The organism is Pseudomonas sp. MC6 (assembly GCF_054790575.1).
Window position 1 is genome coordinate 5,458,269 of record NZ_CP186504.1, and the last position, 23,426, is coordinate 5,481,694.

Sequence of the window (23,426 nt, forward strand, 5' to 3'; positions counted from 1 at the left end):
AGCGGCGACCCTGTTGGAAGGGGCGCCGCATATTCAGGCCGGTCGGTTAACCGGCGATCTCTGCCGTACGTTGCCACAGCGCGTAGTAAACCCGGCCGGATTTCTGTTCGCGGTGCAGGCGCCAGTTGCCCGGCAGGCCCAGCGTCGATGGCGCCGTTTCGCTTTCAGTGTAGATCCACGAGTCGGGCGCCAGCCACTGACGCTCTTCGAGCAAGGCGCAAACGGTCGGCAGCAGGTTCTGGTTGAACGGCGGGTCGAGGAATACCAGGTCGAACGCGCTGGCGGTCTGGGTTTCCAGATAACGCAGGGCATCAGCCGTTTGTACCTGACCGTTGGTGCAGCGCAGGGTGCCGAGGTGTTCTTTCAGGCTGGACACCGCAATGTTGCTGGCATCCAGCGCCTGACCCATGGCCGCGCCACGGGACAGTGCTTCGAGAAACAGCGCGCCGCTGCCGGCGAACGGATCAAGCACCTTGGCCCCTTCAACGTACGGTGCGAGCCAGTTGAACAGGGTTTCACGCACGCGATCCGGCGTCGGGCGCAGGCCCGGCGCGTCGGGGAAACTCAGCTTGCGGCTGCGCCATTGGCCGCCAATGATGCGCAACTGATTCACACCGTTGTGGACGTTATGCGCAGGCTTTTTAGGGGTACGAGTTGCCATTAATGCTCCGGAACCCCGAGCGGTTGCTCGGCAGGTTTATCAGATGGGGCCGGTAACGGCTTTTGCGGCACGGTCGGGCCAGCGGTGACGATGACCATTTTGTCCGTGCTCAGGTGTTTGTTCAGGGCGTCGCGGACTTGTTCCACGGTCAGGCTTTGCGACTGACGCATGAAATCGTCCAGGTAGCTCAGCGGCAGATTATAGAAGCCCATCGCGCCGAGTTGGCCGACGATATCGGCATTGCTCGCGGTGGACAGCGGGAAGCTGCCGGCCAGTTCGCGTTTGGCATCGTCGAGCTCTTTCTGCGTCGGCCCGGGTTTCAGATAGTCGGCGAGCACGTCCTGCACCAGTTTCAGGGTGCCTTCGCTCATTTCCGCGCGGGTTTGCAGGTTGATCATGAACGGGCCGCGCGCCTGCATCGGGCTAAACGCGGAGTACACGCCGTAGGTCAGGCCACGTTTCTCACGCACTTCGCTCATCAGGCGCGTACCGAAACCGCCGCCACCGAGGATCTGGTTGCCCATCGACAGCGCCGCGTAATCCGGATCGTCACGGTCGATGCCCAGTTGCGCGAGCATCAGGTTGGTTTGCTTCGACGGGAATTCGATATGGCCAGTGCTGGCCTTCGGCTCCTGCGGCTGAGCGATCTTCGCCAGTGCCGGGCCTTTGGGCAGTGCGCTGGAAACCTGATTGGCAATCGACTCGGCCTCCGCACGCGACAGGTCGCCGACCAGCGCGATGACCACGTTGCCAGCGGCGTAAGCCTTGGCGTGGAACTCACGCAACTGCGCAAGGGTAATTTTCGGCACGCTCTGTGGATTGCCATCACTCGAATGCGCGTACGGGTGATCGCCATACAGACGCTTCATCAGCTCGAGGCTGGCGAGTTTGCCGGGGTTCTGTTTCTGGTATTCGAAACCGGCGAGCATCTGGTTCTTGATGCGCGCGAACGAGTCGGCCGGGAAGGTCGGTTTGCCGATGACTTCCGAGAACAGCTTCAAAGCAGGCTCACGCTTGTCGGCAGCACTCAGGCTGCGCAGCGAGGCCAGCGCCATGTCCTTGAACGCACCGTTGCCGAAATCCGCACCGAGGCCTTCGAAGCCTTGCGCGATGGCGCCGACGTCTTTGCCGGCGACACCTTCGTTGAGCATTGCGTTAGTCAACACCGCCAGTCCCGACGCATTGCCGTCCTGGCTGCTGCCGGCGGCGAAGATCAGGCGCATGTCGAACATTGGCAGTTCGTGGGCTTCGACGAACAGCACCTTCGCGCCCTCGGCGGTGTTCCAGGTTTGCACGTCGAGCTTGCGGCTGGCCGGGGCCTTGCCGTCGAGTTCGGTGAGCGATTGCAGCTTCTGGCTGGACTTGGCGTTGTCGAGGGCTTCGCTGGCATTGCTGTCAGCGCCCGGCGACAGGTAGAACGCGGCAGAGCCGATCACCGCCACGGCGATCAGGCCGAGCAGCAGGCGTGGGGATTTGCGCTTACTCATGAGTCGTCTCCAGTGGCAGGACGTGGGCGACGCTGAGACGTTCGCGGGTGAAATACAGCTTGGCGGCGTTCTGGATGTCTTGCGGGGTCACGCTTTCCAGATCGGCCAGTTCAGTGTCCATCAGTTTCCACGACAGGCCGACGGTTTCCAGTTGGCCGATGGCGGTGGCCTGGCTGGTGATCGAATCACGTTCGAAGACCAGACCGGCAATCACTTGTGCTCGCACGCGCTCCAGTTCTTCAGCGGACGGCGCGGTGGTTTTCAGTTGTTCGAGCAGTGTCCACAAACCGGCCTCGGCTTGCGCGATGGTCTTTTTCTTCTGCGTGTTCGGGGTTGCCGACAGGGTGAACAGGCTGTCGCCACGGGTGTAGGCGTCGTAGCTCGACGATCCGCCGGAAACCAGCTCTTCACCGCGCTCCAGTTGCGTCGGGATACGACCGCTGTAACCGCCGTCGAGCAGCGCCGAGATCAGTCGCAGGGCGTTGACCGAGCGCTTGTCTTCAGCGGTGGCGATGCTTGGCACGTTGAAGCCGAGCATCAGGCTAGGCAACTGCGTCTGCACGTGCAGGGTGATCTGGCGTTCGCCGGGTTCGGCCAGTTCCAGTGGTTTTTTCGCCGGTGGCACGTCGCGCTTGGCGATCGGGCCGAAATAGCGCTGGGCGAGGGTTTTCACTTCGTCCGGAGTAACGTCACCGACTACGACCAGCGTGGCGTTGTTCGGCACGTACCAGGATTGGTACCAGTGGCGCAGCTCTTCGACTTTCATGCGGTCGAGGTCGGCCATCCAGCCGATGGTCGGCGTGTGGTAACCGCTGGCCGGGTAGGCCATGGCCTTGTAGCGCTCGTAGGCCTTGGACATCGGCTTGTCATCGGTGCGCAAGCGGCGCTCTTCCTTGATGACTTCGATTTCCTTGGCGAACTCGTCGGCCGGCAGGCGCAGATTGGCCATGCGGTCGGCTTCCAGTTCGAAGGCTACGCCCAGACGGTCGCGGGCCAGCACCTGGTAATAGGCGGTGAAGTCGTCGCTGGTGAAGGCGTTCTCTTCAGCGCCCAGATCACGCAGGATCAGCGAGGCTTCGCCGGGGCCGACTTTCTCGCTGCCCTTGAACATCATGTGCTCAAGCGCGTGAGACAGACCGGTCTGGCCCGGGGTTTCGTAGCTGGAACCGACCTTGTACCAGACCTGCGAGACCACCACCGGCGCGCGATGGTCTTCGCGCACGACGACCTTGAGGCCGTTGTCGAGGGTGAATTCGTGAGTCGGTTGCGGGTCGGCCGCCAGGGCCGAAAGGGGCAGGCAGACTGTGCTGAGCAGCAGGCCTGCAGCGCGGCGGGCTAGAGCATTCATTCGTTTTTTAACCTGTTGGGCTGCCCGCTTGGTCTTAGCGTCGGCGGGCGAGAGGGTGCTAGGATACTGATCCGTTTTACTGGCGGCCACGCCTATCAAGCCACTGATCGGTCGATAGGTTGTATGGGTTCCCGGCAGAAGCTTTGAGTTTGTCAGTTAAACTCTGCGTTTTCGCCGACGATGCCGTTCCAGTCCTTCGTATTAATCGACCTTTGGGGTGCCCGTGGCGCCTCGACAAAATGTTGCGCGTGAACAAGCTGGATGAAACACAGTCTGTTCTGCATCGAATATTTATTTGCCGGGGCGCCCTTATGGCGCGTCGCTACCGTGAGATAGCCGTCCTCCATGTTTGGTTCCAACGACGACAAGAAGACCCCAGCTGCGGCTGGCGAGAAGAAAAGCCTGTTCGGATGGCTGCGTAAGAAACCGCAGGAACCCGTTGTCGAACAGCCGCCTGCGATTCCTGAGCCTGCGCCGGAACCTGCTCCGGTGATAGAAGAAGAGCCGGCACCGATCGTTCTGCCGATTGCCGAGCCGGTGTTGCAACCGGTTGAGCCAGAGCCAGAGCCCGAAGCGCCTGTGGCGGCTGAACTGCCGCTGACCCTGGCGGCTGAGCCATGGCTGACCTTGCCTGTGGCGGAAGAGCCGGTGGCGTTGGTTGAAGAGGCTGCGCCGCACGTTACGCCAGTGATTCCTGCGGCTGCTGCGTTTGTGCCTGAAGTGGCGCCGGCGCCAGTGGTTGAGCCGATTATCGAGCCTGTGCCGGTTGTGGCTGAAGCTGCTCCTGAAATTATTGCGCCTGAGCCTGTTGCTCCGGTGGTTGTCGCCCCCGTTGCCCCGGTCATTCAACAACCCGAGCCTGCACCTGCACCTGCACCTGTAGCGGTTGCTGCAGTCGTGCCAGTCGAGGTGGTTGCCGAGACCCCAGTCGAAGCCCCACGCACCGAAGAAACCAAAGCCGGTTTCTTCGCCCGCCTCAAGCAAGGCCTGTCGAAAACCAGCGCCAGCATCGGCGAGGGCATGGCCAGCCTGTTCCTCGGCCGCAAAACCATTGACGACGATCTGCTCGATGACCTCGAAACCCGTCTGCTCACCGCCGACGTCGGTGTCGAAGCTACCACGCAGATCATCCAGCGCCTGACCCAGAAGGTCGCCCGCAAAGAGCTGGCCGACGCCGACGCGCTGTACAAATCCCTGCAGGCCGAACTGGCCGCGATGCTCAAACCGGTCGAACAACCGCTGAAGATCGTCTCGCAGAACAAGCCATTTGTGATTCTGGTGGTTGGCGTCAACGGCGCCGGCAAAACCACCACCATCGGTAAATTGGCGAAGAAGCTGCAACTGGAAGGCAAGAAAGTCATGCTCGCCGCCGGTGACACCTTCCGCGCTGCTGCCGTGGAGCAATTGCAGGTCTGGGGCGAGCGCAACAAGATCCCGGTCATCGCTCAGCACACCGGCGCCGACTCGGCTTCGGTGATCTTCGACGCCGTGCAAGCCGCCAAGGCCCGTGGCATTGACGTGTTGATCGCAGACACTGCTGGTCGTCTGCACACCAAAGACAACCTGATGGAAGAACTGAAAAAGGTTCGCCGGGTCATCGGCAAGCTCGACGCCGACGCGCCGCACGAAGTGCTGCTGGTGCTCGACGCCGGTACTGGTCAGAACGCCATCAATCAGGCCAAGCAATTCAACCAGACCGTCGAACTGACCGGCCTGGCGCTGACCAAGCTCGACGGTACCGCTAAAGGCGGGGTGATCTTCGCCCTGGCCAAGCAGTTTGGTCTGCCGATCCGCTACATCGGCGTCGGTGAAGGCATCGACGACTTGCGTACCTTTGAAGCCGAACCCTTTGTCCAGGCACTGTTTGCCGAGCGGGAGCGTTCATGATTCGTTTCGAACAGGTCGGTAAACGCTACCCGAACGGTCACGTCGGCTTGCATGAGCTGAGCTTTCGAGTCCGTCGTGGCGAGTTCTTGTTTGTCACCGGCCACTCCGGTGCCGGTAAATCCACGTTGTTGCGCCTGTTGCTGGCGATGGAACGTCCGACCAGCGGCAAACTGCTGCTGGCCGGGCAAGACCTGAGCACCATCAGCAACGCGCAGATACCGTTCCTGCGCCGGCAGATCGGCGTGGTGTTCCAGAATCACCAGTTGCTGTTCGATCGTACGGTGTTCAACAACGTCGCCTTGCCGCTACAGATTCTCGGGCTGTCCAAGGCCGAAATCGCCAAGCGTGTCGATTCGGCGCTGGAGCGCGTGGCGCTGTCGGATAAAACCGATCTGTACCCGGGCGACCTGTCCACCGGTCAGCAACAGCGCGTCGGCATTGCCCGCGCCATCGTTCACCGTCCGGCCTTGCTGCTCGCGGACGAACCGACCGGTAACCTCGACCCGCGTCTGGCGGCGGAAATCATGGGCGTGTTCGAAGACATCAATCGTTTGGGCACCAGCGTGCTGATCGCCAGTCACGACCTGGCGCTGATCGCACGCATGCGGCACCGCATGCTGACCCTGCAACGCGGCCGATTGATCGGCGACGGGGAGGCCGGGGTATGAGTGCAACACGCAGTCCGAAGGTTTCCGAGCGCGTGGCCCCGAAAGCCGCCGACCCGCAGCCGCCAAAGAAGAAAAAGCACGACGAGGACGACGGTCCGGATTTCGCCACGCTGTTCCGTGCCTGGGTCGAAAGCCATCGCGCCAGCCTGCTCGACAGCCTGCGCCGTCTCGGCAAACAGCCGATCGGCAGTTTCTTCACCTGCATGGTGATGGCGGTCGCGCTGAGCCTGCCGATGGGGCTTTCGCTGTTGCTTAACAACGTCGAGCGTCTCGGTGGTTCGTGGCAGCGGGCGGCGCAGATATCCTTGTATCTGCAACTCGATGCCAGCCCGGAGCAGGGCGAGTCGTTGCGTGAACAGATCAAAGGCATGCCCGGCGTAGCTGATGCTGAATATGTCGGCCGCGATCAGGCGCTGGAAGAGTTCCAGCAACAGTCCGGACTGGGCGAAGCCCTGCGCGAGCTGCCGGAGAACCCGTTGCCGGGCGTGGTGCTGGTCACCCCGAACGAAGTCGACAAGCCGACCCTGGAAGCATTAAGACAAAAACTTTCCGAGCTGCCCAAGGTACAACAGGCGCAACTTGATCTAGTCTGGGTCGAGCGTCTGGCTGCCATCCTCAAGCTTGGGGACCGTTTTGTTTTCGGTCTGACGGTGCTTTTGGTTTCTGCATTACTTTTGGTGATAGGCAATACCATTCGTCTTCATATTGAAAACCGCCGCACCGAGATAGAAGTGATTAAACTCGTCGGCGGCACTGACAGCTATGTGCGACGCCCCTTCCTTTATATGGGGGCGTTGTATGGCTTCGGTGCGGGGCTGTTGTCCTGGGGTGTATTGGCGTTCGGCCTGAACTGGCTGAACGACGCGGTGGTTGGACTGGCCGGCTTGTACGGCAGTGATTTCGCGCTGGCCGGAGTGCCAGTTGCCGACGGTCTGTCGCTCTTGCTTGGCGCGGTGCTGTTGGGTTATATCGGTGCATGGATTGCAGTCGCACGCCATCTCAGGGAGCTGGCGCCGAAGTAGAATCTTTTTTGCGCGTGATTGGCCTTACGGTTTTTTGGGAACTTGTACTTGAGTTTCCGGTCAATTTTTCGCAGTGCCGAGAGGCACGAGTATGTAAGTGGGAGGTTTTTTCGTATGACCAATTCTTTGCAGCCTGCGTATGCGTTGGTTCCGGGTGCGAACCTGGAAGCCTACGTGCACACCGTCAACAGCATTCCATTGCTGACGCCGGAGCAGGAGCGTGAACTGGCCGAGAGTCTCTACTATGAGCAGGATTTGGGGGCGGCTCGGCAGATGGTGCTCGCCCACCTGCGTTTTGTCGTACATATCGCCCGTAGCTATTCCGGTTACGGTCTGGCTCAGGCTGACCTGATCCAGGAAGGTAACGTCGGCCTGATGAAAGCCGTAAAGCGCTTCAACCCGGAAATGGGTGTGCGTCTGGTGTCGTTCGCCGTGCACTGGATCAAGGCGGAAATTCACGAGTTCATCCTGCGCAACTGGCGCATTGTGAAAGTCGCGACCACCAAGGCCCAGCGCAAGCTGTTCTTCAACCTGCGCAGCCAGAAGAAACGTCTGGCGTGGCTGAACAACGAGGAAGTCCACCGCGTGGCGGAAAGCCTTGGCGTTGAACCGCGTGAAGTGCGCGAGATGGAAAGTCGCCTGACCGGCCATGACATGGCCTTCGACCCGGCTGCTGAAGCCGACGACGACAGCGCTTTCCAGTCGCCGGCCAACTATCTGGAAGACCACCGGTACGACCCGGCGCGTCAACTGGAAGATGCCGACTGGAGCGACAACTCCAACAGCAACCTGCACGAAGCGCTGGAAGTGCTGGACGAACGTAGCCGCGACATCCTCTACCAGCGCTGGCTGGCAGAAGAGAAGGCCACGCTGCACGATCTGGCGCAGAAGTACAACGTGTCGGCCGAGCGGATCCGTCAGCTCGAGAAGAGCGCGATGAACAAGCTCAAGTTGTCGATCGCCGCATAACCGGCGAGCAGGCAATAAAAAACGCCCCGATCAGCGATGATCGGGGCGTTTTTCATTTCAGGCTTCACACAAAACCCATGTGGGAGCGAGCTTGTTCGCGAAGGCGGAATGCCAGTCACCGCCACCGCTGAATGATCCACCGCATTCGCGAGCAAGCTCGCTCCCACAGGGAATCTTCAGCGTTATTCAGACCACGGTGCCCGCCGCGAATCATTCAGCCCCAGCAAATAGCTATCCCCACCCAACTGACTCATTTGCTGCCGAATCCACCCGGCCCGCCGCGACACATAAGCGGTCGGATGGCTGGCACTCCAGACGCGAGGATTCGGTAGAACGGCGGCCAGATAACTCGCCTGTTGCCGTGACAGCGACTTCGCGCTCACGCCAAAGTGATGGCGGGCTGCGGCTTCGGCGCCAAACACCCCGTCATCCCACTCGACACTGTTCAGATACACCTCAAGAATCCGCTGCTTGGGCCAGAACACCTCGATCAGCGCGGTAAACCACGCCTCCAGGCCTTTACGCAGATAGCTGCGCCCGGCCCACAGAAACAGGTTTTTCGACACTTGCTGGCTCAAAGTGCTGGCGCCGCGAATCGAGCCGCCCAGTTCGTTGTGCGCCAACGCGGCCTGAATCGCACTGAAGTCAAAGCCCCAATGCTCGGGAAATTTCTGATCCTCACCGGCCATGACCGCGACTTTGAGGTCGTCGGAGATCTCGTCCCATGGCTTCCAGGTACGTTGCAGGTCAATCGGCTCGCCATCGACCCAGGATTCGACTTTGCGCTCGACCATCAACGCCGTGCCCGGCGGCGGCACGAAGCGAAACACCAGCACCAGCAAAATGCTGCCGCCCGCGAACCAGAGCAGGGCCTTCGTGAGACGACGGAAAATAGTACGCAGCATAGAGATGGCTTGGCCGAACCGGTGGAGCGGGCCATTATACAGACCCTGCCGATTGCGTCTGACTGGAGTTCCCAATGCTGCGTAGCTTTTTGATGCTGGCCGCTTTTTTTGGTTTTACCGGGGTCGCTTTGGGCGCATTCGCAGCCCACGGCCTGAAAAACCGCCTGACACCCGAGTATCTGGCAATTTTCCACACCGGCGTCACCTATCAATTGGTGCACACCCTGGCGCTGTTCGGTGTGGCGCTGTTGGCCACGCAGATTCAGGGTCGGCTGGTTGCTTGGGCCGGCGTGTCGTTCACCGTCGGCATCCTGCTGTTCTCCGGCAGCCTTTACGTGCTGACCACCACCGGCATCAGCAAGCTCGGCATCATCACCCCATTCGGTGGCCTGGCATTTCTGGCCGGATGGGTTTGCCTGGGGCTCGCCGCCTGGCGCCTGCAACCAACCGCTTGACGCTTGGTACTGACCTTTAGGTCATGATCGGGCTAGAATGCCAGCCCCTAAAAATGATGGCGGCGTTACGCATGCGCATTCAGTTGAACGGCGAGTCCCTTGAACTGCCCGACGGCGAGACCGTTGCGGCCCTGATCACCCGTCTGGATCTGACCGGACGCCGGGTGGCAGTCGAACTCAATCTGGATATCGTCCCGCGCAGCCAGCATGCCGACACCACGCTCAATGACGGCGACAACGTTGAAGTGGTGCACGCCATCGGCGGCGGCTGATCGCCCGCCCCGCGAGGGCACAGAATTCTGCAAGACCCTCACTCCTAAAGAGGATTCCCCATGAGCATCGTTCGTAGCGACAAGCCTTTTGTGTTGGCCGGTCGTACTTACCAGTCGCGTTTGCTGGTCGGTACCGGCAAGTACCGTGACATGGAAGAAACCCGTCAGGCCATCGAAGCCTCGGGTGCCGAGATCGTCACCTTCGCCGTGCGCCGCACCAACCTGGGCCAGATCGAAGGCGAGCCGAACCTGCTCGACGTGCTGTCGCCAGAGCGCTACACCTTCCTGCCGAACACCGCCGGTTGCTACGACGCCATCGAAGCCGTGCGCACCTGCCGCCTGGCCCGTGAGCTGCTCGATGGCCACAACCTGGTGAAGCTGGAAGTACTGGCTGATCAGAAGACTCTGTTCCCTAACGTCATCGAAACCCTCAAAGCCGCCGAAACGCTGGTCAAGGAAGGTTTCGACGTGATGGTTTACACCAGCGATGACCCGATCATCGCCCGGCAACTGGCGGAAATCGGCTGCATTGCGGTGATGCCGCTGGCCGGTCTGATCGGTTCCGGTCTGGGGATCTGCAACCCGTACAACCTGCAGATCATCCTCGAAGAAGCGAAAATTCCTGTGTTGGTCGATGCCGGTGTCGGCACTGCGTCCGACGCAACCATCGCCATGGAACTGGGTTGCGATGCGGTGCTGATGAACTCGGCCATCGCCCACGCCCAACAGCCAGTCATGATGGCTGAAGCCATGAAACACGCCATCGTTGCAGGCCGTCTGGCCTATCTCGCTGGCCGTATGCCGAAAAAACTCTATGCCAGCGCCTCTTCGCCGCTGGATGGTCTGATCAAGTAAGAGCCATTGATGACTGAATCGAACGACACGCCTATCCAGACGGAAGAAGGCGACGAGCGCCAACACCGCCGCATCAAGAGTTTCGTGATGCGCGCCGGGCGCATGACCGAAGGCCAGCAACGCGGTCTGGACCAGGGCGCGCCGCTGTACGTGCTGCCGCTGGCCGACGCGCCGGTGGATTACGATCAAGTGTTCGGCCGTTCGGCACCGCGCTCGCTGGAGATCGGTTTCGGCATGGGCCATTCGTTGCTGGAAATGGCCGCGGCGGCGCCGGAGCAGGATTTCATCGGCGTTGAAGTGCACCGTCCGGGTGTCGGCGCTCTGCTCAATGGTGTGCTGACACAGGGCCTGACCAACCTGCGGGTCTACGATTGCGACGCGATCGAGGTGCTCAACCGCTGCATCGCCGACAACAGCCTCGATCGCCTGATGCTGTTTTTCCCGGATCCGTGGCACAAGAGCCGTCACCACAAGCGTCGCATCGTTCAGGCGTCGTTCGCTGAACTGGTGCGCAGCAAGTTGAAGGTTGGCGGCATTCTGCACATGGCCACCGACTGGGAACCGTACGCCGAATACATGCTGGAAGTGATGAACGTCGCCCCGGGCTACCGCAACCTCGCCGAAGACGGCAAGTGCGTACCACGCCCGGCCGAACGCCCGATCACCAAGTTCGAACGCCGCGGCGAACGACTGGGCCATGGCGTGTGGGACCTGAAGTTCGAAAAACTCGCTTAAGAGCATCACGCAACAAAACCTGTGGGAGCGAGCCTGCTCGCGAAAGCGGATGTTCATTCAACACTGATGTTGACTGACACACCGTATTCGCGAGCAGGCTCGCTCCCACAGTTGTTTTCGGGTTCGTCAGAAGTTACAGGGTGGAGATGAAGCGCACTGGCACTTGCTCTGTCAGCCAGACGCCATTTTCGGCCTGATAAAACTTGAAGCCTTGCTCCTGCATTTGCTGCGCGGCGATTTTCAGGATTGCCACGGTTCCGTAGCGTTGCCCTACGGCTGAGGCAGTGGCGGATTCTTCCGATAGATGCACGTGATGACGCGATCCCGGGATCAAGCCTTGCTGGCTGATAGAGTCCATGAAGCGCGTCGCCGTACCGTGATATAGCGTCTCTGGCGGCTGCTTTTCCTCAAGCTGCAGATCCACGCTCTGGGTCGAGTGGCCTTGTACGGCGCGAATCTGCTGGCCGTCTGCGGAAATCGAAAAGCGCTTCTTGTCACTGCTCGCCACGACGGTTTCGATCAGTGCGCGATCGAGAGTGCGACCGTCGCGCGCCGCGCCGCTGATCAGCGTTTCGATATTCGTCCAGCCTTCAGAGTCCAGCGTCAGGCCAATCGCCTGAGGCTCGTGGCGCAGTACGTAACTAAGAAATTTGCTCGTCTCATCCAGCAGTTTTTTACTCATGAGCTTCCCTGTCATTGCGATCAACTGTGGGAGCGAGCCTGCTCGCGAAAGCGATCGGTCATTCAGCAGTGATGTTGGCTGAAATGACGCCTTCGCGAGCAGGCTCGCTCCCACAGTTGTTTTGGGGTATTTGCGGAGTCAGCGGCGGTCGGCGACTACGCCGATCAGCACCAGCACCACCAACAACACCGGCGCGAGGCTGTAGTTGTTGAACTGGCTCAAACCCTTGATCACCCATGGCGTGGCGTAGATCAGCGCCGCGCCGCTGCCGATCACGCACAGCAGCGACATCAGCGGTATGCGCAGGGCGCCGGCGATGCTGCCCAGACGTTGCTCGACCCAGCCTTTGAAGTCGGCGCCGAACAGCACCAGCAGGCAGCCCACCAAGGCCAGAGCGATTTCCGATAGGTTGCTGCGGCTCCAGCGGGAGACGGTGGCGAGCAGGTCGAGTATCAAATCCATGCGGTTTCCCTTGGGACAGAAGTTGAGGGTTGGGCTCAGGTCAGAAATTGTTGCAGCAAGTCGTTGAGAAACAGCTGTCCGCGCTCGGTGGCCGCCAGACGTGACGGTTCGACCTGCAACAGACCGCTTTGTTCTGCCGCGGCCCGGCCCTCAGCGAGGCTTTCCAGCGATAGCCCGGTGCGCTCAGGATACAGTCGCGATTCGACGCCTGCGGTCAGGCGCAAAGCGTTCATCAGAAACTCGAACGGCATCTCGTCGTTGGTCAGCGCTTTTTCACCAGCCTGAAAGCTTTTCGCCGGATTGAGATAGTCCTTCGGCAGCCGCGTCTTCCACGTACGCACAATGCGCCCGTCCGGATGGCTCAACTTGCCATGCGCACCCGCGCCAATACCGATGAAGTCGCCAAAACTCCAGTAATTGAGGTTATGCCGCGCCGGGCGCCCGGCCTGGGCATAAGCCGAAACTTCGTATTGTGCGTAACCGTGCTCGGCCAGCAGCGCCTGCCCGGCCTCTTGAATGTCCCACAGCGTGTCATCTTCCGGCAGCACCGGTGGCTGGTTCCAGAACACCGTATTCGGCTCCAGCGTCAGCTGATACCAGGAGATGTGCGTCGGATTCAATGCGATGGCCTGGCGCAGATCGCTCAAGGCATCGTCCAGCGACTGATCGGGCAAGCCGTGCATCAAGTCGAGGTTGAAGTTATCGAACCCGGCCTGCCGCGCCATCCCAGCCGCGCGCACTGCTTCGTCACCGTTGTGAATCCGCCCCAGCGCCTTGAGCTTTTCCTGCTGGAAGCTCTGGATACCGATCGACAGGCGATTGATCCCCAACTTGCGGTAGGCGACGAACTTCTCTTGCTCGAAGGTGCCCGGGTTGGCTTCCAGGGTAATTTCGATGTCGTCAGCAAACGGAATGCGCTGTTCGACGCCTGCAAGCAACCGCCCAAGCGCTTCGGCGCTGAACAGGCTTGGCGTGCCGCCACCAAAAAAGATCGAGCTGATTTCACGACCGTAAACGGCGTGCAGATCCTGATCGAGATCGGCCAGCAAGGCGTCGACGTATTCCTGCTCCGGCAACACCGGGCTGGCAGTGTGCGAGTTGAAATCGCAATACGGGCATTTGCGCACACACCACGGGATGTGGATGTACAGCGCCAAGGGCGGCAGCGTTGGCAGCGGCGCCCGAGGCGAAGAAGCGGCGCCGCCGACAATCAGCGACGACGCAGAAGAGTCTCGGGTCATTTCACGCCCAGACGCTGGCGCAGCAGATCCATTGCACGGGCGCGGTGGCTAATCTGGTTCTTGTCCGCCGGGCTCAATTCGGCGCTGGAGACGTCACGTTCCGGCACCCAGAACAGCGGGTCATAACCGAAACCGTGCTCGCCGCTGGCGGCGGTGAGGATGCGCCCGTGCCACAAGCCTTCGCAGAGGATCGGCAAAGGATCATCCGCATGACGCACCAGCGCCAGCACGCACACGAACTGCGCACCGCGTTCAGCTTCCGGCACGTCCTTCAAGGCGTCGAGCAGTTTGGCGTTGTTCGCCGCATCGCCCTTGCCGTCGGCATAACGCGCCGAATAGATGCCCGGCGCACCGCCAAGAAAATCCACTGCCAGCCCGGAATCGTCGGCCAGCGCCGGCAGCCCGGAAATGCGTGCGGCGTTACGTGCCTTGAGAATAGCGTTCTCGACGAACGACAGACCGGTTTCTTCCGGCTCGACCTTGCTCCACTCGCCAATCGAGCGCAGTTGCACCGATTCGCCGAGCATGGCCTGAAGTTCTTTGAGTTTGCCGGCGTTATGGCTGGCCAGTACGAGCTGCTTGATGTTCATCATTCGCCGGGAAAGAGTTCTTGGTTGAAATTGATGGTGTTGATCTTGTCGCCGTTCTGCACCTTGATCTCAAAGGTGCGGGTTTCCTGCTGCTCAACCGGATACTGGGCGATGTAGTAGATCGCGCCCTGTTCGGTGATCTGGCGGAAATTCAACGGCACGCTCTGGCTGGTCAGGTCTTTGACCGTGCCGGTGACGTTGGCGATCAGCGGTTTGCCGTCCTTGATCACCGAGACATTGATCACGCCCTGGTTCTTGCTGCGGATTAGCTCCGCGGCCTTGGCGATGTCCGGTTGCAGGAACGTCGAGTTGAAGGTGTTGTAGTGCACCGTGACGTCGCCAAAGGTTTCCTTGCGTTCACCTTTGATGACGTCCGCCGCCAGAGCACTGGCGCTCAGGCAGGCAGTCAATAACAACAACGCTAAACGACTCATGATCGTGCTCCTCGAAATGCCGGGATTCAGACCGCGACTTTGTGGTCTGCAAGCTGCGGGCTGCTGACGCGGTAGATACCGATCTCACCTAACAGATTAGGCCATAGCTTACTGGCCCACCCGTGACGGTGCTGTTGATCCACGGCAAGCCGATCAATGACCTTCGCATCACGTTCGCGGCAAAGTTCTTCAAAGTCTTCGAAGGTGCAGAAGTGGATGTTCGGCGTGTTGTACCAGGTGTACGGCAGGAACTCGGAGACCGGCATGCGGCCCTTGCTCGCCAGGTACCAGCGGCAGCGCCAATGACCGAAATTCGGGAAGGTGATGATGCACTGGCGACCGACGCGGAGCATTTCGTCGAGGATCTTGTCCGGGTAGTGCACCGCTTGCAGGGCCTGAGTCATCACGACGATGTCGAAACTGTTGCTGGCAAAATTGCCCAGCCCCTTGTCCAGATCCTGCTCAATGACGTTGACGCCTTTGGCCACGCACGCGGCGATGTTGTCGGCGTCGTTCTCCAGGCCATAACCGGTGACATTCTTGTTGTCGCGCAGCCAGGTCAGCAACTCGCCGTCACCGCAACCGAGGTCGAGGACGCGGCTGCCGGCGGGGATCCATTCCTGGATGATTTCCAGATCAGCTCTCATGGCTTTCTCACAGCGTGATGCGGTTCATGTAATTGCCGAACGCCTGCAAGTAGCGCGGGATCGGAATCAGGAAGGCGTCGTGGCCCTGCGGTGCGTCGATTTCCAGATAGCTGACGTCTTTGCGCGCCGCCATCAAGGCATCCACCAGCTCGCGCGAGCGGGCCGGGGAGAAGCGCCAGTCGGTGGTGAACGACATTACGCAGAACCTGGCCGTGGCGTTCTCAAAGGTTTTCGCCAGGTTATCGTCGAAGTTCGCTGCCGGATCGAAGTAATCCAGCGCCTTGGTCATCAACAGATAGGTGTTGGCGTCGAAGCGTCCGGAGAATTCTTCGCCCTGATAGCGCAGGTAGCTTTCGACCTGGAATTCGACGCTGTGGAAGTCGTAGTTGAGCTTTTCGCTCTTCAGGCCACGGCCGAATTTCTCGCCCATCGAATCGTCGGACAGGTAAGTAATGTGCCCGACCATCCGCGCCAGCATCAGCCCGCGCTTGGGGATTACGCCGGCTTCCTGGAACGAACCGCCGTGGAATTCCGGGTCCGTGAGGATCGCCTGACGCGCGACTTCGTTGAAGGCGATGTTCTGCGCCGACAGCTTCGGTGCCGAGGCGATGGCCAGACAGTGCCGCACGCGATCCGGATAGGTGATGGTCCATTGCAACGCCTGCATACCGCCGAGGCTGCCGCCGATCACCGCCGCCCACTGGCCGATGCCGAGCAGGTCAGCAAGACGCGCCTGGCTGTGCACCCAGTCTTCCACGGTGAGTACCGGGAAGTCGGCGCCGAACGGTTTGCCGGTCTCCGGGTTGATGCTGCTCGGGCCGGTGGAGCCGTTGCAGCCGCCGAGGTTGTTCAGGCTGACCACGAAGAACTTGTTGGTGTCGATCGGTTTGCCGGGGCCGATGCAGCTGTCCCACCAACCGGGTTTGCGGTCGTCGACGCTGTGATAACCGGCGGCGTGGTGATGGCCGGACAAGGCGTGGCAAATCAGCACGGCGTTGCTCGCTTGCGCGTTCAGCGTGCCGTAGGTTTCGTAGATCAGGTCATAGGCGGCCAGCGAACGACCACAGGCCAAGGCCAGCGGTTCGCTGAAGTGCGCGGTTTGCGGCGTCACCAGACCAACAGAATCGGGGGGAAAGGCAGTTGGCATCGACCCTGCTCTCGTTGAAATGAGGCGTAAGTCTAAAGACCGGGGGGGTTAGCGGCAAGCGGCCCTCACCCTAGCCCTCTCCCAGAGGTAGAGGGGACCGACCGAGATGTTCTTTTGAGCTACGCCGACCTGATCTATCGAGTTGAACTCAGGTTTTGCAAACCACCCAAATCGGCTCCCTCTCCCGGAGGAAGAGGGGACTGACTGGGGTGGATGTTCGAGATACGCCGACGAGGGATAACGAGTTGAACTCAGGTTTCGAAAACACCATGGATCAGCTCCCTCTCCAGGGGGAGAGGGCTGGGGTGAGGGGCGCAGGCGCCGCAAAACTCAAGACAAGCGCCCAACCAACCCCGGCAAATCCGGCAACTTCTTCGGCGAGCAAATCCTCACCCGCTTCTGCCGATTCAACTCACCGCTGAGCAAACTGACCTGGCTCTTGGAAACCCCAAACGCCTTGGCCAGAAAGCCCATCAGACAAGCATTGGCCTTGCCCTCGACCGGCGGCGCGGTCAGGCGAATTTTCAAACGATCACCGTGCAGCCCGGCGAAGTCATCGCTGCGGGCTGCCGGTTGCAGGTGACACTCGAGGATCAAGTCGTCACCGTCCCATCGAAACCAGCTCACATCAGCAGACGGAGGATTTCCGGCATCATCGTCATTGCCGCCAGATTGTTGATCACCAGCATGTCGATCAGCTTCAACGCGAGGAAGGCGAAGATCGGCGACAGGTCCAGGCCGCCGAGATTCGGCAGAAATCGGCGGAACGGCGCCAATGCAGGCTCGCAGATCTGGTTGACCAGTTCAGCGCCGGGATTGTGGCTGCCCGGTGCAACCCACGAGAGGATCACGCTGATGATCAAGGCGAAGAAGAAGATCTTCAGGAACAGCGCGGTCACGCCGATCAGCGACCAGATCACCAGTTGCAGCGGGTTACCGGTGGTGCCGTAAGTCAGCAGCAGGGTCAGCGCCATCAGTGCCAGTTGCACCAGAATCGCCAAAACCAGCGACGACATGTCGAGGCCGAACAGGCTCGGAATGATCCGACGCAGTGGCTTGAGCAGTGGCTGGGTGGCTTTGACGATGAACTGGCACAGCGGATTGTAGAAATTCGCCCGTACCAGTTGCAGCACGAAGCGCAGCAGCACGATCAGCAGGTACAGACTGCCGAGGGTTTGCAGCACGTAAACCGCTGCGGTGTTCAATCCAATCATGTAAGGCTCCTTATTTGCCCAGTTGTTCGGCCATTTCGGCCGAGCGGTGCGCGGCGGCGCCGAGTGCGGTTTCGACCAGGGCTTCGAAGCCATTGGCCTGGAATGATTTGATTGCAGCTTCCGTGGTGCCGTTTGGCGAGGTCACACGGCGGCGCAGTTCGGCGGCGTCAACATCGCTGGACACAGCCATGTGCGCGGCGCCCAGCGCGGTCTGCAGGGTTAGCTGTTCAGCGATGTCCTTCGGCAGACCGAGTTTGACGCCGGCGGCGGTCATGGCTTCGATCAGCAGGAAAAAATACGCCGGGCCGGAACCGGACACAGCGGTCACGGCGTCCAGTTGTTGTTCTTCTTTCAGCCACAGGGCGATACCGACGGCGGACAGCAGCTCTTCAGCATGCTGACGTTGCTCGGCGGTCACTTCACTGGTCGCGTACAAACCGCTGACGCCTTGGCGCAGCAGCGCCGGGGTGTTTGGCATGCAGCGCACGATCGGCTGCTCGCCAAGCCACGCAGTCATGCTCGCGCAAGTGATGCCAGCGGCAATCGACACCACCAGTTGATTGGGTTTCAGACTCGGGCGAATCGCCTCGCACACAGCCTTCATGGCTTGCGGCTTGACCGCCAGCACGATCACGTCGACGCCATCGATGGCTTGAGCGTTGTCGGCAAACGTTTCGATGCCGTGCTCAGCGCTGACCTTGGCGCGGGTTTCTTCGCCTGGATCGCTAGCACGGATGTGTGCAGCTTCCAGACCTTTGGCGCGCAGGCCGCCGATCAAACTGGCCGCCATGTTGCCCGCACCGATAAACGCAATACGTGTGTTGCTCATGTGTGGTCCTTATCTGGAAACGTTCAAGATTGGGAATAGTCGCGGGCGCCAAACAGGGCCGTACCGATACGAACCCAAGTGGCGCCTTGGGCGATGGCCGACTCAAGGTCGTGGCTCATGCCCATGGAAAGTGTGTCGAGCGGCAGATCAAGGCTCGCCTGCAATTTCTGCACGGCGGCGAAGGCCGCGTCTTGCTCGGCGCGGTCGTCGGTTGGCTCGGGAATCGCCATCAGTCCGCGCAGTTTCAGGCGCGGCAGTGCGCTGATCGCGGCGGCCAATGCCGGCAGGTCAGCCGGAGTGCAGCCGGATTTACTGGCTTCGCCGCTGACATTGACCTGAATGCAGATGTTCAGCGACGGCAGCTCGGCCGGGCGCTGTTCGGACAGACGTTGAGCGATTTTCAGGCGATCCACGGAGTGCACCCAGTCGAAATGCTCGGCAATCGCGCGAGTCTTGTTCGATTGAATGGGGCCGATGAAGTGCCAGATCAAGGGCAGGTCGGCCAGTTCGAGCTGTTTACCCAAGGCTTCCTGCAGGTAGTTCTCGCCAAAGTCACGCAGGCCGGCGGCATATGCCTCGCGCAGGGCCTGGGCGGGTTTGGTCTTGCTCACGGCGAGCAACTGGACGCTGTTTTCAGGACGGTGTGCGGCCTGGGTCGCGGTCTGGATGCGCGAACCAACGTGGAAAATGTTGTCTGCTATCGTGGACATCAAGAGGCGCCGGCGGTCTGAAGGTTCGCGGCATTCTACTGGAATTGAGGAGCGCTATGGATATCACTGAACTGCTGGCCTTCAGCGCCAAACAAGGCGCTTCCGACCTGCACCTGTCGGCCGGTCTGCCGCCGATGATCCGTGTCGATGGCGATGTGCGGCGGATCAATCTGCCGGCGCTGGATCACAAGCAAGTGCACGAATTGATCTACGACATCATGAACGACACCCAGCGGGTCGACTTCGAGAAACACCTGGAAACCGACTTTTCCTTCGAAGTCCCCGGTGTCGCGCGCTTTCGGGTCAATGCCTTCAACCAGAACCGTGGCGCCGGCGCTGTATTCCGTACGATTCCGTCGAAAGTGCTGAGCATGGAAGACCTCGCCATGGGCGACGTCTTCCGAAAGATCACCGATGCCCCGCGCGGGCTGGTGCTGGTCACCGGGCCGACCGGTTCGGGAAAATCGACCACACTGGCGGCGATGATCGATTACCTCAACACCCATCGCCATCATCACATCCTGACCATTGAAGACCCGATCGAATTCGTTCACGAATCGCGTAAATGCCTGATCAATCAGCGTGAAGTTCACCGCGATACCCGCAGTTTCGCCACCGCACTGCGCTCGGCGCTGCGCGAGGACCCGGACGTGATACTGGTCGGCGAGATGCGCGATCTGGAAACCATTCGCCTGGCGCTGACCGCCGCCGAAACCGGGCATCTGGTGTTCGGCACGCTGCACACCACGTCAGCGGCGAAAACCATCGACCGTGTGGTCGACGTATTCCCGGGTGACGAGAAGTCGATGGTGCGCTCGATGCTGTCGGAGTCGTTGCTGGCGGTGGTCTCGCAGACGCTGATCAAGAAGATCGGCGGCGGGCGGGTGGCGGCGCACGAGATCATGCTGGGCACGTCGGCGATCCGTAACCTGATCCGCGAGGACAAGGTCGCGCAGATGTATTCGGCGATTCAAACGGGTGGGTCGTTGGGGATGCAGACACTGGACATGTGCCTGAAAGATCTGGTGACCAAGGGCTTGATCAGCCGTGAGCATGCGCGGGAGAAGGCGCGTACGCCGGATAATTTCTGAGGTCAGAAGCAAAAGATCGCAGCCTGCGGCAGCTCCTACAGGGAAACGCTGATCCCGATGTAGGAGCTGCCGCAGGCTGCGATCTTTTGATCTTGCTTCGAAGACTTAGCGCTGAACCACGCGCATCTGGCTTTGTTCTTTCGGCAACACACGCTTGGCAACCACGTAATGCTGCTGCCAGTACGGCTTGTTCAGCGTATCGATGCTCACCGCTTTGCCACGACGAGGCGCGTGGATGAAGCGGTCGTTGCCCAGGTAGATGGCAACGTGGTTGACCCGACGGCTCTTGATATTGAAGAAAATCAGGTCGCCCGGCTTCAGATCCTTGCGCTCGACTTTCTCGCCGTGGCCGCTGGCCATGGCATTCGAGGTGCGTGGCAGGTCGAACGTAGCGTCGTTGAACGCGTATTTCACCAGACCGCTGCAATCAAAACCTTTACTTGGGCTGCTGCCGCCCCAACGATAAGGGGTACCGAGGACGTTGACCGCACGGCTCAGCACGTTGCTGCTTTCCTTGCTCGCCATCGGTGGCACCAGCTTGCTGTGGCTCTTGCTGCTCAGCGTGGTGGTTTTGCTTTTGCTGCTTTTGCTCGAGGGAGCCGAAGCATGGGATTTAGGGGTAAAGCCGTTAACGTTAGGAAGACGTTGCTCACGATTGGTGGCGTGGGCGGCCAGTGGCATTAATAGGCAGATGGTTAGCCATGTCTTGAAAAATGGTCGCATTAGGCGTGGCTCTTCAGTGATAGCGCGCAACTTTATAACAGAGTTTTTTTTCATTCTGAGTCCGTTGGTCGATTCAGTTGGCAGCCAACGGAACCAAATAAGCGGCAAATGGACGCAATTGTCGGACAGAAGTCAGGTGCTATAAGGCTTTGACGGTAGCAACGGTAACACTTGCCGTACGTCGGCTACCTGTAAAAAAGTCACAAAGAATTCAAGAATATTTATCTATCGTGTGAATCGAGGTCTTCATGAACCCCTATCAACAAGTTGTTCAGCAGCAAGATACACACAGCAAAATCATCGGTTATCTGCTGTGGATTTTCGGATTTACTGGCGCCCACCGCTTCTATTACGGCAAGCCGGTGACCGGGACGATCTGGTTCTTCACCTTCGGTTTGCTCGGCATTGGCTGGCTGATCGACGTGTTTCTGATCCCGGCAATGGATCGCGAAGCGGATCTGCGTTTTACCGCCGGGCCGATCGAGTACAACGTGGCGTGGATTCTGCTGACGTTCCTTGGCGCGCTCGGTGTGCACCGGATGTACCAAGGCAAGTGGATCAGCGGACTGATCTATCTGCTGACGGGTGGGTTGTTCTTTCTGGGTGTGCTGTATGACTTCTGGACGCTGAATGATCAGGTGTCGGTGCGCAACGCGCAGAATCGCGGTGCGTTCCAGTAAACATGAGAGACTTGCCAGACCGCTTAGACGAACGGTTTGGCAAGTTCCTCAAAGAGTTGTTTTGCTAATGTATTATTTCAATTGGGCAAATGTGCTTACCTGAAAAGCGATAAACGTGATTGTGCTAGCAACGTAAAATATTGCGATGACTGCATGGTTCGGTATCGACCAATAAACAGTACTCTCCACAAGAATCACCAGTGACACTGTGGCAAGCAAATATGCTGGTATTTTTCGGATTGGACTTGCAGAGAAGCGAGTGCGTGACTTTTGCAATAATAAAATCTGCATTAGGTGGTTAAGTGTCAGTGTCAACCATATAGCAAACATTACGCTAAAGGGGAGGCCGATTGAATCTTGTTTGGCATCGTATATTTGCGCCTCGAGATTTTTAGTGAGTATGAATACGCCGGTGCAAAATGTGACTGCGAGCAAAATGAGATACGTACAACTCGAAAATTTATAGAGTCTCTTCATTTGAGCTCCACTGAGTGGGCATGGAAGATATTATTAAAATCTACGGGGTCGGTTGAAAGCCAGCTCCGGTGAGCCGTATTTTTTGCTCGCCGAAGATATCGATCTCCTAATGCGTTCCGGAGAATACTCTACCGGCTGTTGTTAAGACTTCAAGCGCTGTTGATCTGTTGCTGGCGTCGAAATCATAAGTATCGGTATAGGCTCTGACGACGCCATCGAAAATCCAGGATCCTTGTACATCTCGCGTGAAACTTCCTTCCATGCTCAACGTTATTCTTCCTAGGTAAGCTCCGGTGACGTTGCTGTCATTGATGGTTGCGTAAGGGATCTTCGGATCAGATAAATAATAGGTACCGGCCTCTCGGGTGCTGGCAATTGAATTGGCCAGTAGCGGCAGTTCGTTGGCCCTGACGTTCAGGCCGATATTGTTAATGCTCACTCTCATCCTCTCCCCGTTCCCCCACAGGTAGTGGGCGAAAGCTTTAATTGGGCTGAAAGTGCCTCCCGACAACTCGGTAGTCAATGTTTCGTAATTTAAATTGTATGGAGCTGTAGCCGAAACTTTGATCAGTGCTTCTATCGGGCTTAGTTTCTGCTGCGCAGCAAATGCATCAGCCAAACTGAAGTTTATAATCTTGTTCTTAAAGTAGCCGTGGCTAATAACAGCGGCGCTGTTGAGTAGGTAGTTATCGCTTTCAGTGATTCTCCACAGGTCACGAATGCCTCCTAGAGCATCGTTATTTATTGCCTTGTTCACCATTTGGAGCTCATAGGTGAAAGCTTTGATGCCAGATTTTATTTCCAGCCAGGAATGGAACATATCCATTTCCGCTGAAGACAACACAGGCCCATCGCTTAAGGGGAGTGAGTAGGTTTGACCATCATGGTTGATAATGGCTTCTCCAGCGCCCTGCCAATCTGCCGTGGCGTAGGTTCCCCAGCTAAAACCATGGTTAACTGTAAAGCCGCCAGAATTCCCTGTTGTGCCCCTGGTGACGATAGGTGGAGGCGTAAGTCCGTTTTTCATATGTTCATCCTTGTTGGTGATTGTCGTCCTTTTTGCAGGTTTTATATTAGGGGTGGCGTATTAAACTTGGATATGGAAATTTTGTAGTCTGTTTCTGGTTGTGCCGAAGTTATTTTCGTAGGAAAGAAAGGTGTCGGAAATTTCTTTGTGGCTCGCGTGCCTTTTCCTACACCTGTTGATGGGAGCAAATAGCGGGTATTAAACGAGT

The 23,426-nt window shown here is 59.1% G+C and carries 27 protein-coding genes; 10 read left to right on the plus strand and 17 right to left on the minus strand.

The window, feature by feature from the left end; translation table 11 throughout:
• Nucleotides 1–46: 46 nt before the first annotated feature.
• The 3 genes from rsmD to ACOYXE_RS24435 are packed head-to-tail and all read right to left on the minus strand — an operon-like array spanning nt 47 to nt 3,496.
• The gene (gene rsmD, locus ACOYXE_RS24425) at nt 47–661 is read right to left on the minus strand and encodes a 16S rRNA (guanine(966)-N(2))-methyltransferase RsmD (RefSeq protein ID WP_160059770.1); all 615 of its coding nucleotides are present in this window, start codon (nt 659–661) and stop codon (nt 47–49) included.
• Nucleotides 661–2,148 carry a M16 family metallopeptidase gene (locus ACOYXE_RS24430; RefSeq protein ID WP_460926753.1) on the minus strand — a complete coding sequence of 496 codons (1,488 nt, stop codon included), beginning with the start codon at nt 2,146–2,148 and terminating at the stop codon, nt 661–663. Before ACOYXE_RS24430 ends, rsmD begins: the two co-directional genes overlap by 1 nt.
• Entirely contained in the window at nt 2,141–3,496 is a 1,356-nt protein-coding gene (locus ACOYXE_RS24435; RefSeq protein WP_460926754.1) for a M16 family metallopeptidase, read from the minus strand. Before ACOYXE_RS24435 ends, ACOYXE_RS24430 begins: the two co-directional genes overlap by 8 nt.
• A gap of 345 nt (nt 3,497–3,841) precedes the next feature.
• Between ACOYXE_RS24435 and ftsY the strand changes: the two genes are divergently transcribed.
• From ftsY to rpoH, 4 genes are all read left to right on the plus strand, one after another.
• Nucleotides 3,842–5,383: a signal recognition particle-docking protein FtsY gene (gene ftsY / locus ACOYXE_RS24440; protein WP_460926755.1), complete on the plus strand. Its 1,542-nt coding sequence runs from the start codon at nt 3,842–3,844 to the stop codon at nt 5,381–5,383.
• Nucleotides 5,380–6,051 carry a cell division ATP-binding protein FtsE gene (ftsE, locus tag ACOYXE_RS24445; protein ID WP_003229148.1) on the plus strand — a complete coding sequence of 224 codons (672 nt, stop codon included), beginning with the start codon at nt 5,380–5,382 and terminating at the stop codon, nt 6,049–6,051. Before ftsY ends, ftsE begins: the two co-directional genes overlap by 4 nt.
• Nucleotides 6,048–7,073, plus strand: a complete 1,026-nt coding sequence (ftsX, locus tag ACOYXE_RS24450) for a permease-like cell division protein FtsX (RefSeq protein ID WP_077574909.1) — start codon at nt 6,048–6,050, stop codon at nt 7,071–7,073. Before ftsE ends, ftsX begins: the two co-directional genes overlap by 4 nt.
• Before the next feature lie 114 nt (nt 7,074–7,187).
• Nucleotides 7,188–8,042: an RNA polymerase sigma factor RpoH gene (rpoH, locus tag ACOYXE_RS24455; protein ID WP_007913617.1), complete on the plus strand. Its 855-nt coding sequence runs from the start codon at nt 7,188–7,190 to the stop codon at nt 8,040–8,042.
• Nucleotides 8,043–8,224: 182 nt separating this feature from the next.
• On the opposite strand, the gene mtgA is transcribed toward rpoH, so the two are convergent.
• On the minus strand, nt 8,225–8,947 hold the full coding sequence (gene mtgA / locus ACOYXE_RS24460; RefSeq protein WP_422610240.1) for a monofunctional biosynthetic peptidoglycan transglycosylase: 723 nt from the start codon (nt 8,945–8,947) through the stop codon (nt 8,225–8,227).
• A gap of 74 nt (nt 8,948–9,021) precedes the next feature.
• Between mtgA and ACOYXE_RS24465 the strand changes: the two genes are divergently transcribed.
• The 4 genes from ACOYXE_RS24465 to trmB all read left to right on the plus strand — a co-directional run bounded on the left by ACOYXE_RS24465 (nt 9,022) and on the right by trmB (nt 11,264).
• Complete coding sequence (locus tag ACOYXE_RS24465; RefSeq protein ID WP_460926756.1) at nt 9,022–9,402, plus strand: DUF423 domain-containing protein; 381 nt, start codon at nt 9,022–9,024, stop codon at nt 9,400–9,402.
• Between the two features lie 71 nt (nt 9,403–9,473).
• Nucleotides 9,474–9,674: a sulfur carrier protein ThiS gene (gene thiS, locus ACOYXE_RS24470; protein ID WP_191629818.1), complete on the plus strand. Its 201-nt coding sequence runs from the start codon at nt 9,474–9,476 to the stop codon at nt 9,672–9,674.
• 60 nt (nt 9,675–9,734) lie between these two features.
• Nucleotides 9,735–10,529 (plus strand): thiazole synthase, encoded by a 795-nt coding sequence (locus ACOYXE_RS24475; protein WP_007913621.1) that lies wholly within the window; start codon nt 9,735–9,737, stop codon nt 10,527–10,529.
• A gap of 9 nt (nt 10,530–10,538) precedes the next feature.
• A complete protein-coding gene (trmB, locus tag ACOYXE_RS24480; protein ID WP_007913622.1) occupies nt 10,539–11,264 on the plus strand; it encodes a tRNA (guanosine(46)-N7)-methyltransferase TrmB in 726 nt (241 codons plus the stop codon).
• Between the two features lie 133 nt (nt 11,265–11,397).
• Here the strand turns inward: trmB and ACOYXE_RS24485 are convergent, their stop codons facing one another.
• The 11 genes from ACOYXE_RS24485 to ACOYXE_RS24535 all read right to left on the minus strand — a co-directional run bounded on the left by ACOYXE_RS24485 (nt 11,398) and on the right by ACOYXE_RS24535 (nt 19,220).
• Entirely contained in the window at nt 11,398–11,946 is a 549-nt protein-coding gene (locus ACOYXE_RS24485) for an RNA 2'-phosphotransferase (RefSeq protein ID WP_160059764.1), read from the minus strand.
• A 138-nt stretch (nt 11,947–12,084) separates the two neighbouring features.
• Nucleotides 12,085–12,408 carry a DUF3392 domain-containing protein gene (locus ACOYXE_RS24490; RefSeq protein WP_034153666.1) on the minus strand — a complete coding sequence of 108 codons (324 nt, stop codon included), beginning with the start codon at nt 12,406–12,408 and terminating at the stop codon, nt 12,085–12,087.
• Nucleotides 12,409–12,443: 35 nt separating this feature from the next.
• Nucleotides 12,444–13,649, minus strand: coding sequence for a radical SAM family heme chaperone HemW (gene hemW, locus ACOYXE_RS24495; protein ID WP_460926757.1), 1,206 nt, complete (start codon nt 13,647–13,649; stop codon nt 12,444–12,446).
• The gene (rdgB, locus tag ACOYXE_RS24500) at nt 13,646–14,242 is read right to left on the minus strand and encodes an RdgB/HAM1 family non-canonical purine NTP pyrophosphatase (protein ID WP_405122714.1); all 597 of its coding nucleotides are present in this window, start codon (nt 14,240–14,242) and stop codon (nt 13,646–13,648) included. Before rdgB ends, hemW begins: the two co-directional genes overlap by 4 nt.
• A complete protein-coding gene (locus tag ACOYXE_RS24505) occupies nt 14,239–14,673 on the minus strand; it encodes a DUF4426 domain-containing protein (RefSeq protein WP_405122715.1) in 435 nt (144 codons plus the stop codon). The genes rdgB and ACOYXE_RS24505 overlap by 4 nt, the downstream gene beginning before the upstream one ends.
• Before the next feature lie 26 nt (nt 14,674–14,699).
• On the minus strand, nt 14,700–15,320 hold the full coding sequence (gene metW / locus ACOYXE_RS24510; protein ID WP_160059761.1) for a methionine biosynthesis protein MetW: 621 nt from the start codon (nt 15,318–15,320) through the stop codon (nt 14,700–14,702).
• Nucleotides 15,321–15,327: 7 nt separating this feature from the next.
• The gene (gene metX / locus ACOYXE_RS24515) at nt 15,328–16,467 is read right to left on the minus strand and encodes a homoserine O-succinyltransferase MetX (RefSeq protein WP_123593598.1); all 1,140 of its coding nucleotides are present in this window, start codon (nt 16,465–16,467) and stop codon (nt 15,328–15,330) included.
• 330 nt (nt 16,468–16,797) lie between these two features.
• The gene (locus ACOYXE_RS24520; protein ID WP_160059760.1) at nt 16,798–17,094 is read right to left on the minus strand and encodes a DUF167 domain-containing protein; all 297 of its coding nucleotides are present in this window, start codon (nt 17,092–17,094) and stop codon (nt 16,798–16,800) included.
• Nucleotides 17,091–17,681, minus strand: a complete 591-nt coding sequence (locus ACOYXE_RS24525) for a YggT family protein (protein ID WP_038358826.1) — start codon at nt 17,679–17,681, stop codon at nt 17,091–17,093. The genes ACOYXE_RS24520 and ACOYXE_RS24525 overlap by 4 nt, the downstream gene beginning before the upstream one ends.
• Before the next feature lie 10 nt (nt 17,682–17,691).
• Nucleotides 17,692–18,510, minus strand: coding sequence for a pyrroline-5-carboxylate reductase (gene proC / locus ACOYXE_RS24530; RefSeq protein WP_160059759.1), 819 nt, complete (start codon nt 18,508–18,510; stop codon nt 17,692–17,694).
• Between the two features lie 23 nt (nt 18,511–18,533).
• Nucleotides 18,534–19,220 (minus strand): YggS family pyridoxal phosphate-dependent enzyme, encoded by a 687-nt coding sequence (locus ACOYXE_RS24535; RefSeq protein ID WP_160059758.1) that lies wholly within the window; start codon nt 19,218–19,220, stop codon nt 18,534–18,536.
• Nucleotides 19,221–19,276: 56 nt separating this feature from the next.
• Here ACOYXE_RS24535 and ACOYXE_RS24540 point away from each other — a divergent pair, with 56 nt between their 5' ends.
• Nucleotides 19,277–20,311 carry a type IV pilus twitching motility protein PilT gene (locus ACOYXE_RS24540; RefSeq protein ID WP_007953348.1) on the plus strand — a complete coding sequence of 345 codons (1,035 nt, stop codon included), beginning with the start codon at nt 19,277–19,279 and terminating at the stop codon, nt 20,309–20,311.
• Between the two features lie 105 nt (nt 20,312–20,416).
• Here ACOYXE_RS24540 and ACOYXE_RS24545 read toward each other — a convergent pair whose 3' ends face one another.
• The gene (locus ACOYXE_RS24545) at nt 20,417–21,034 is read right to left on the minus strand and encodes a C40 family peptidase (RefSeq protein WP_016985978.1); all 618 of its coding nucleotides are present in this window, start codon (nt 21,032–21,034) and stop codon (nt 20,417–20,419) included.
• 248 nt (nt 21,035–21,282) lie between these two features.
• Here ACOYXE_RS24545 and ACOYXE_RS24550 point away from each other — a divergent pair, with 248 nt between their 5' ends.
• The gene (locus tag ACOYXE_RS24550) at nt 21,283–21,714 is read left to right on the plus strand and encodes an NINE protein (protein ID WP_460926758.1); all 432 of its coding nucleotides are present in this window, start codon (nt 21,283–21,285) and stop codon (nt 21,712–21,714) included.
• Between the two features lie 583 nt (nt 21,715–22,297).
• Here ACOYXE_RS24550 and ACOYXE_RS24555 read toward each other — a convergent pair.
• Nucleotides 22,298–23,218 (minus strand): lipid II-degrading bacteriocin, encoded by a 921-nt coding sequence (locus ACOYXE_RS24555; protein ID WP_460926759.1) that lies wholly within the window; start codon nt 23,216–23,218, stop codon nt 22,298–22,300.
• Nucleotides 23,219–23,426 lie beyond the last annotated feature (208 nt).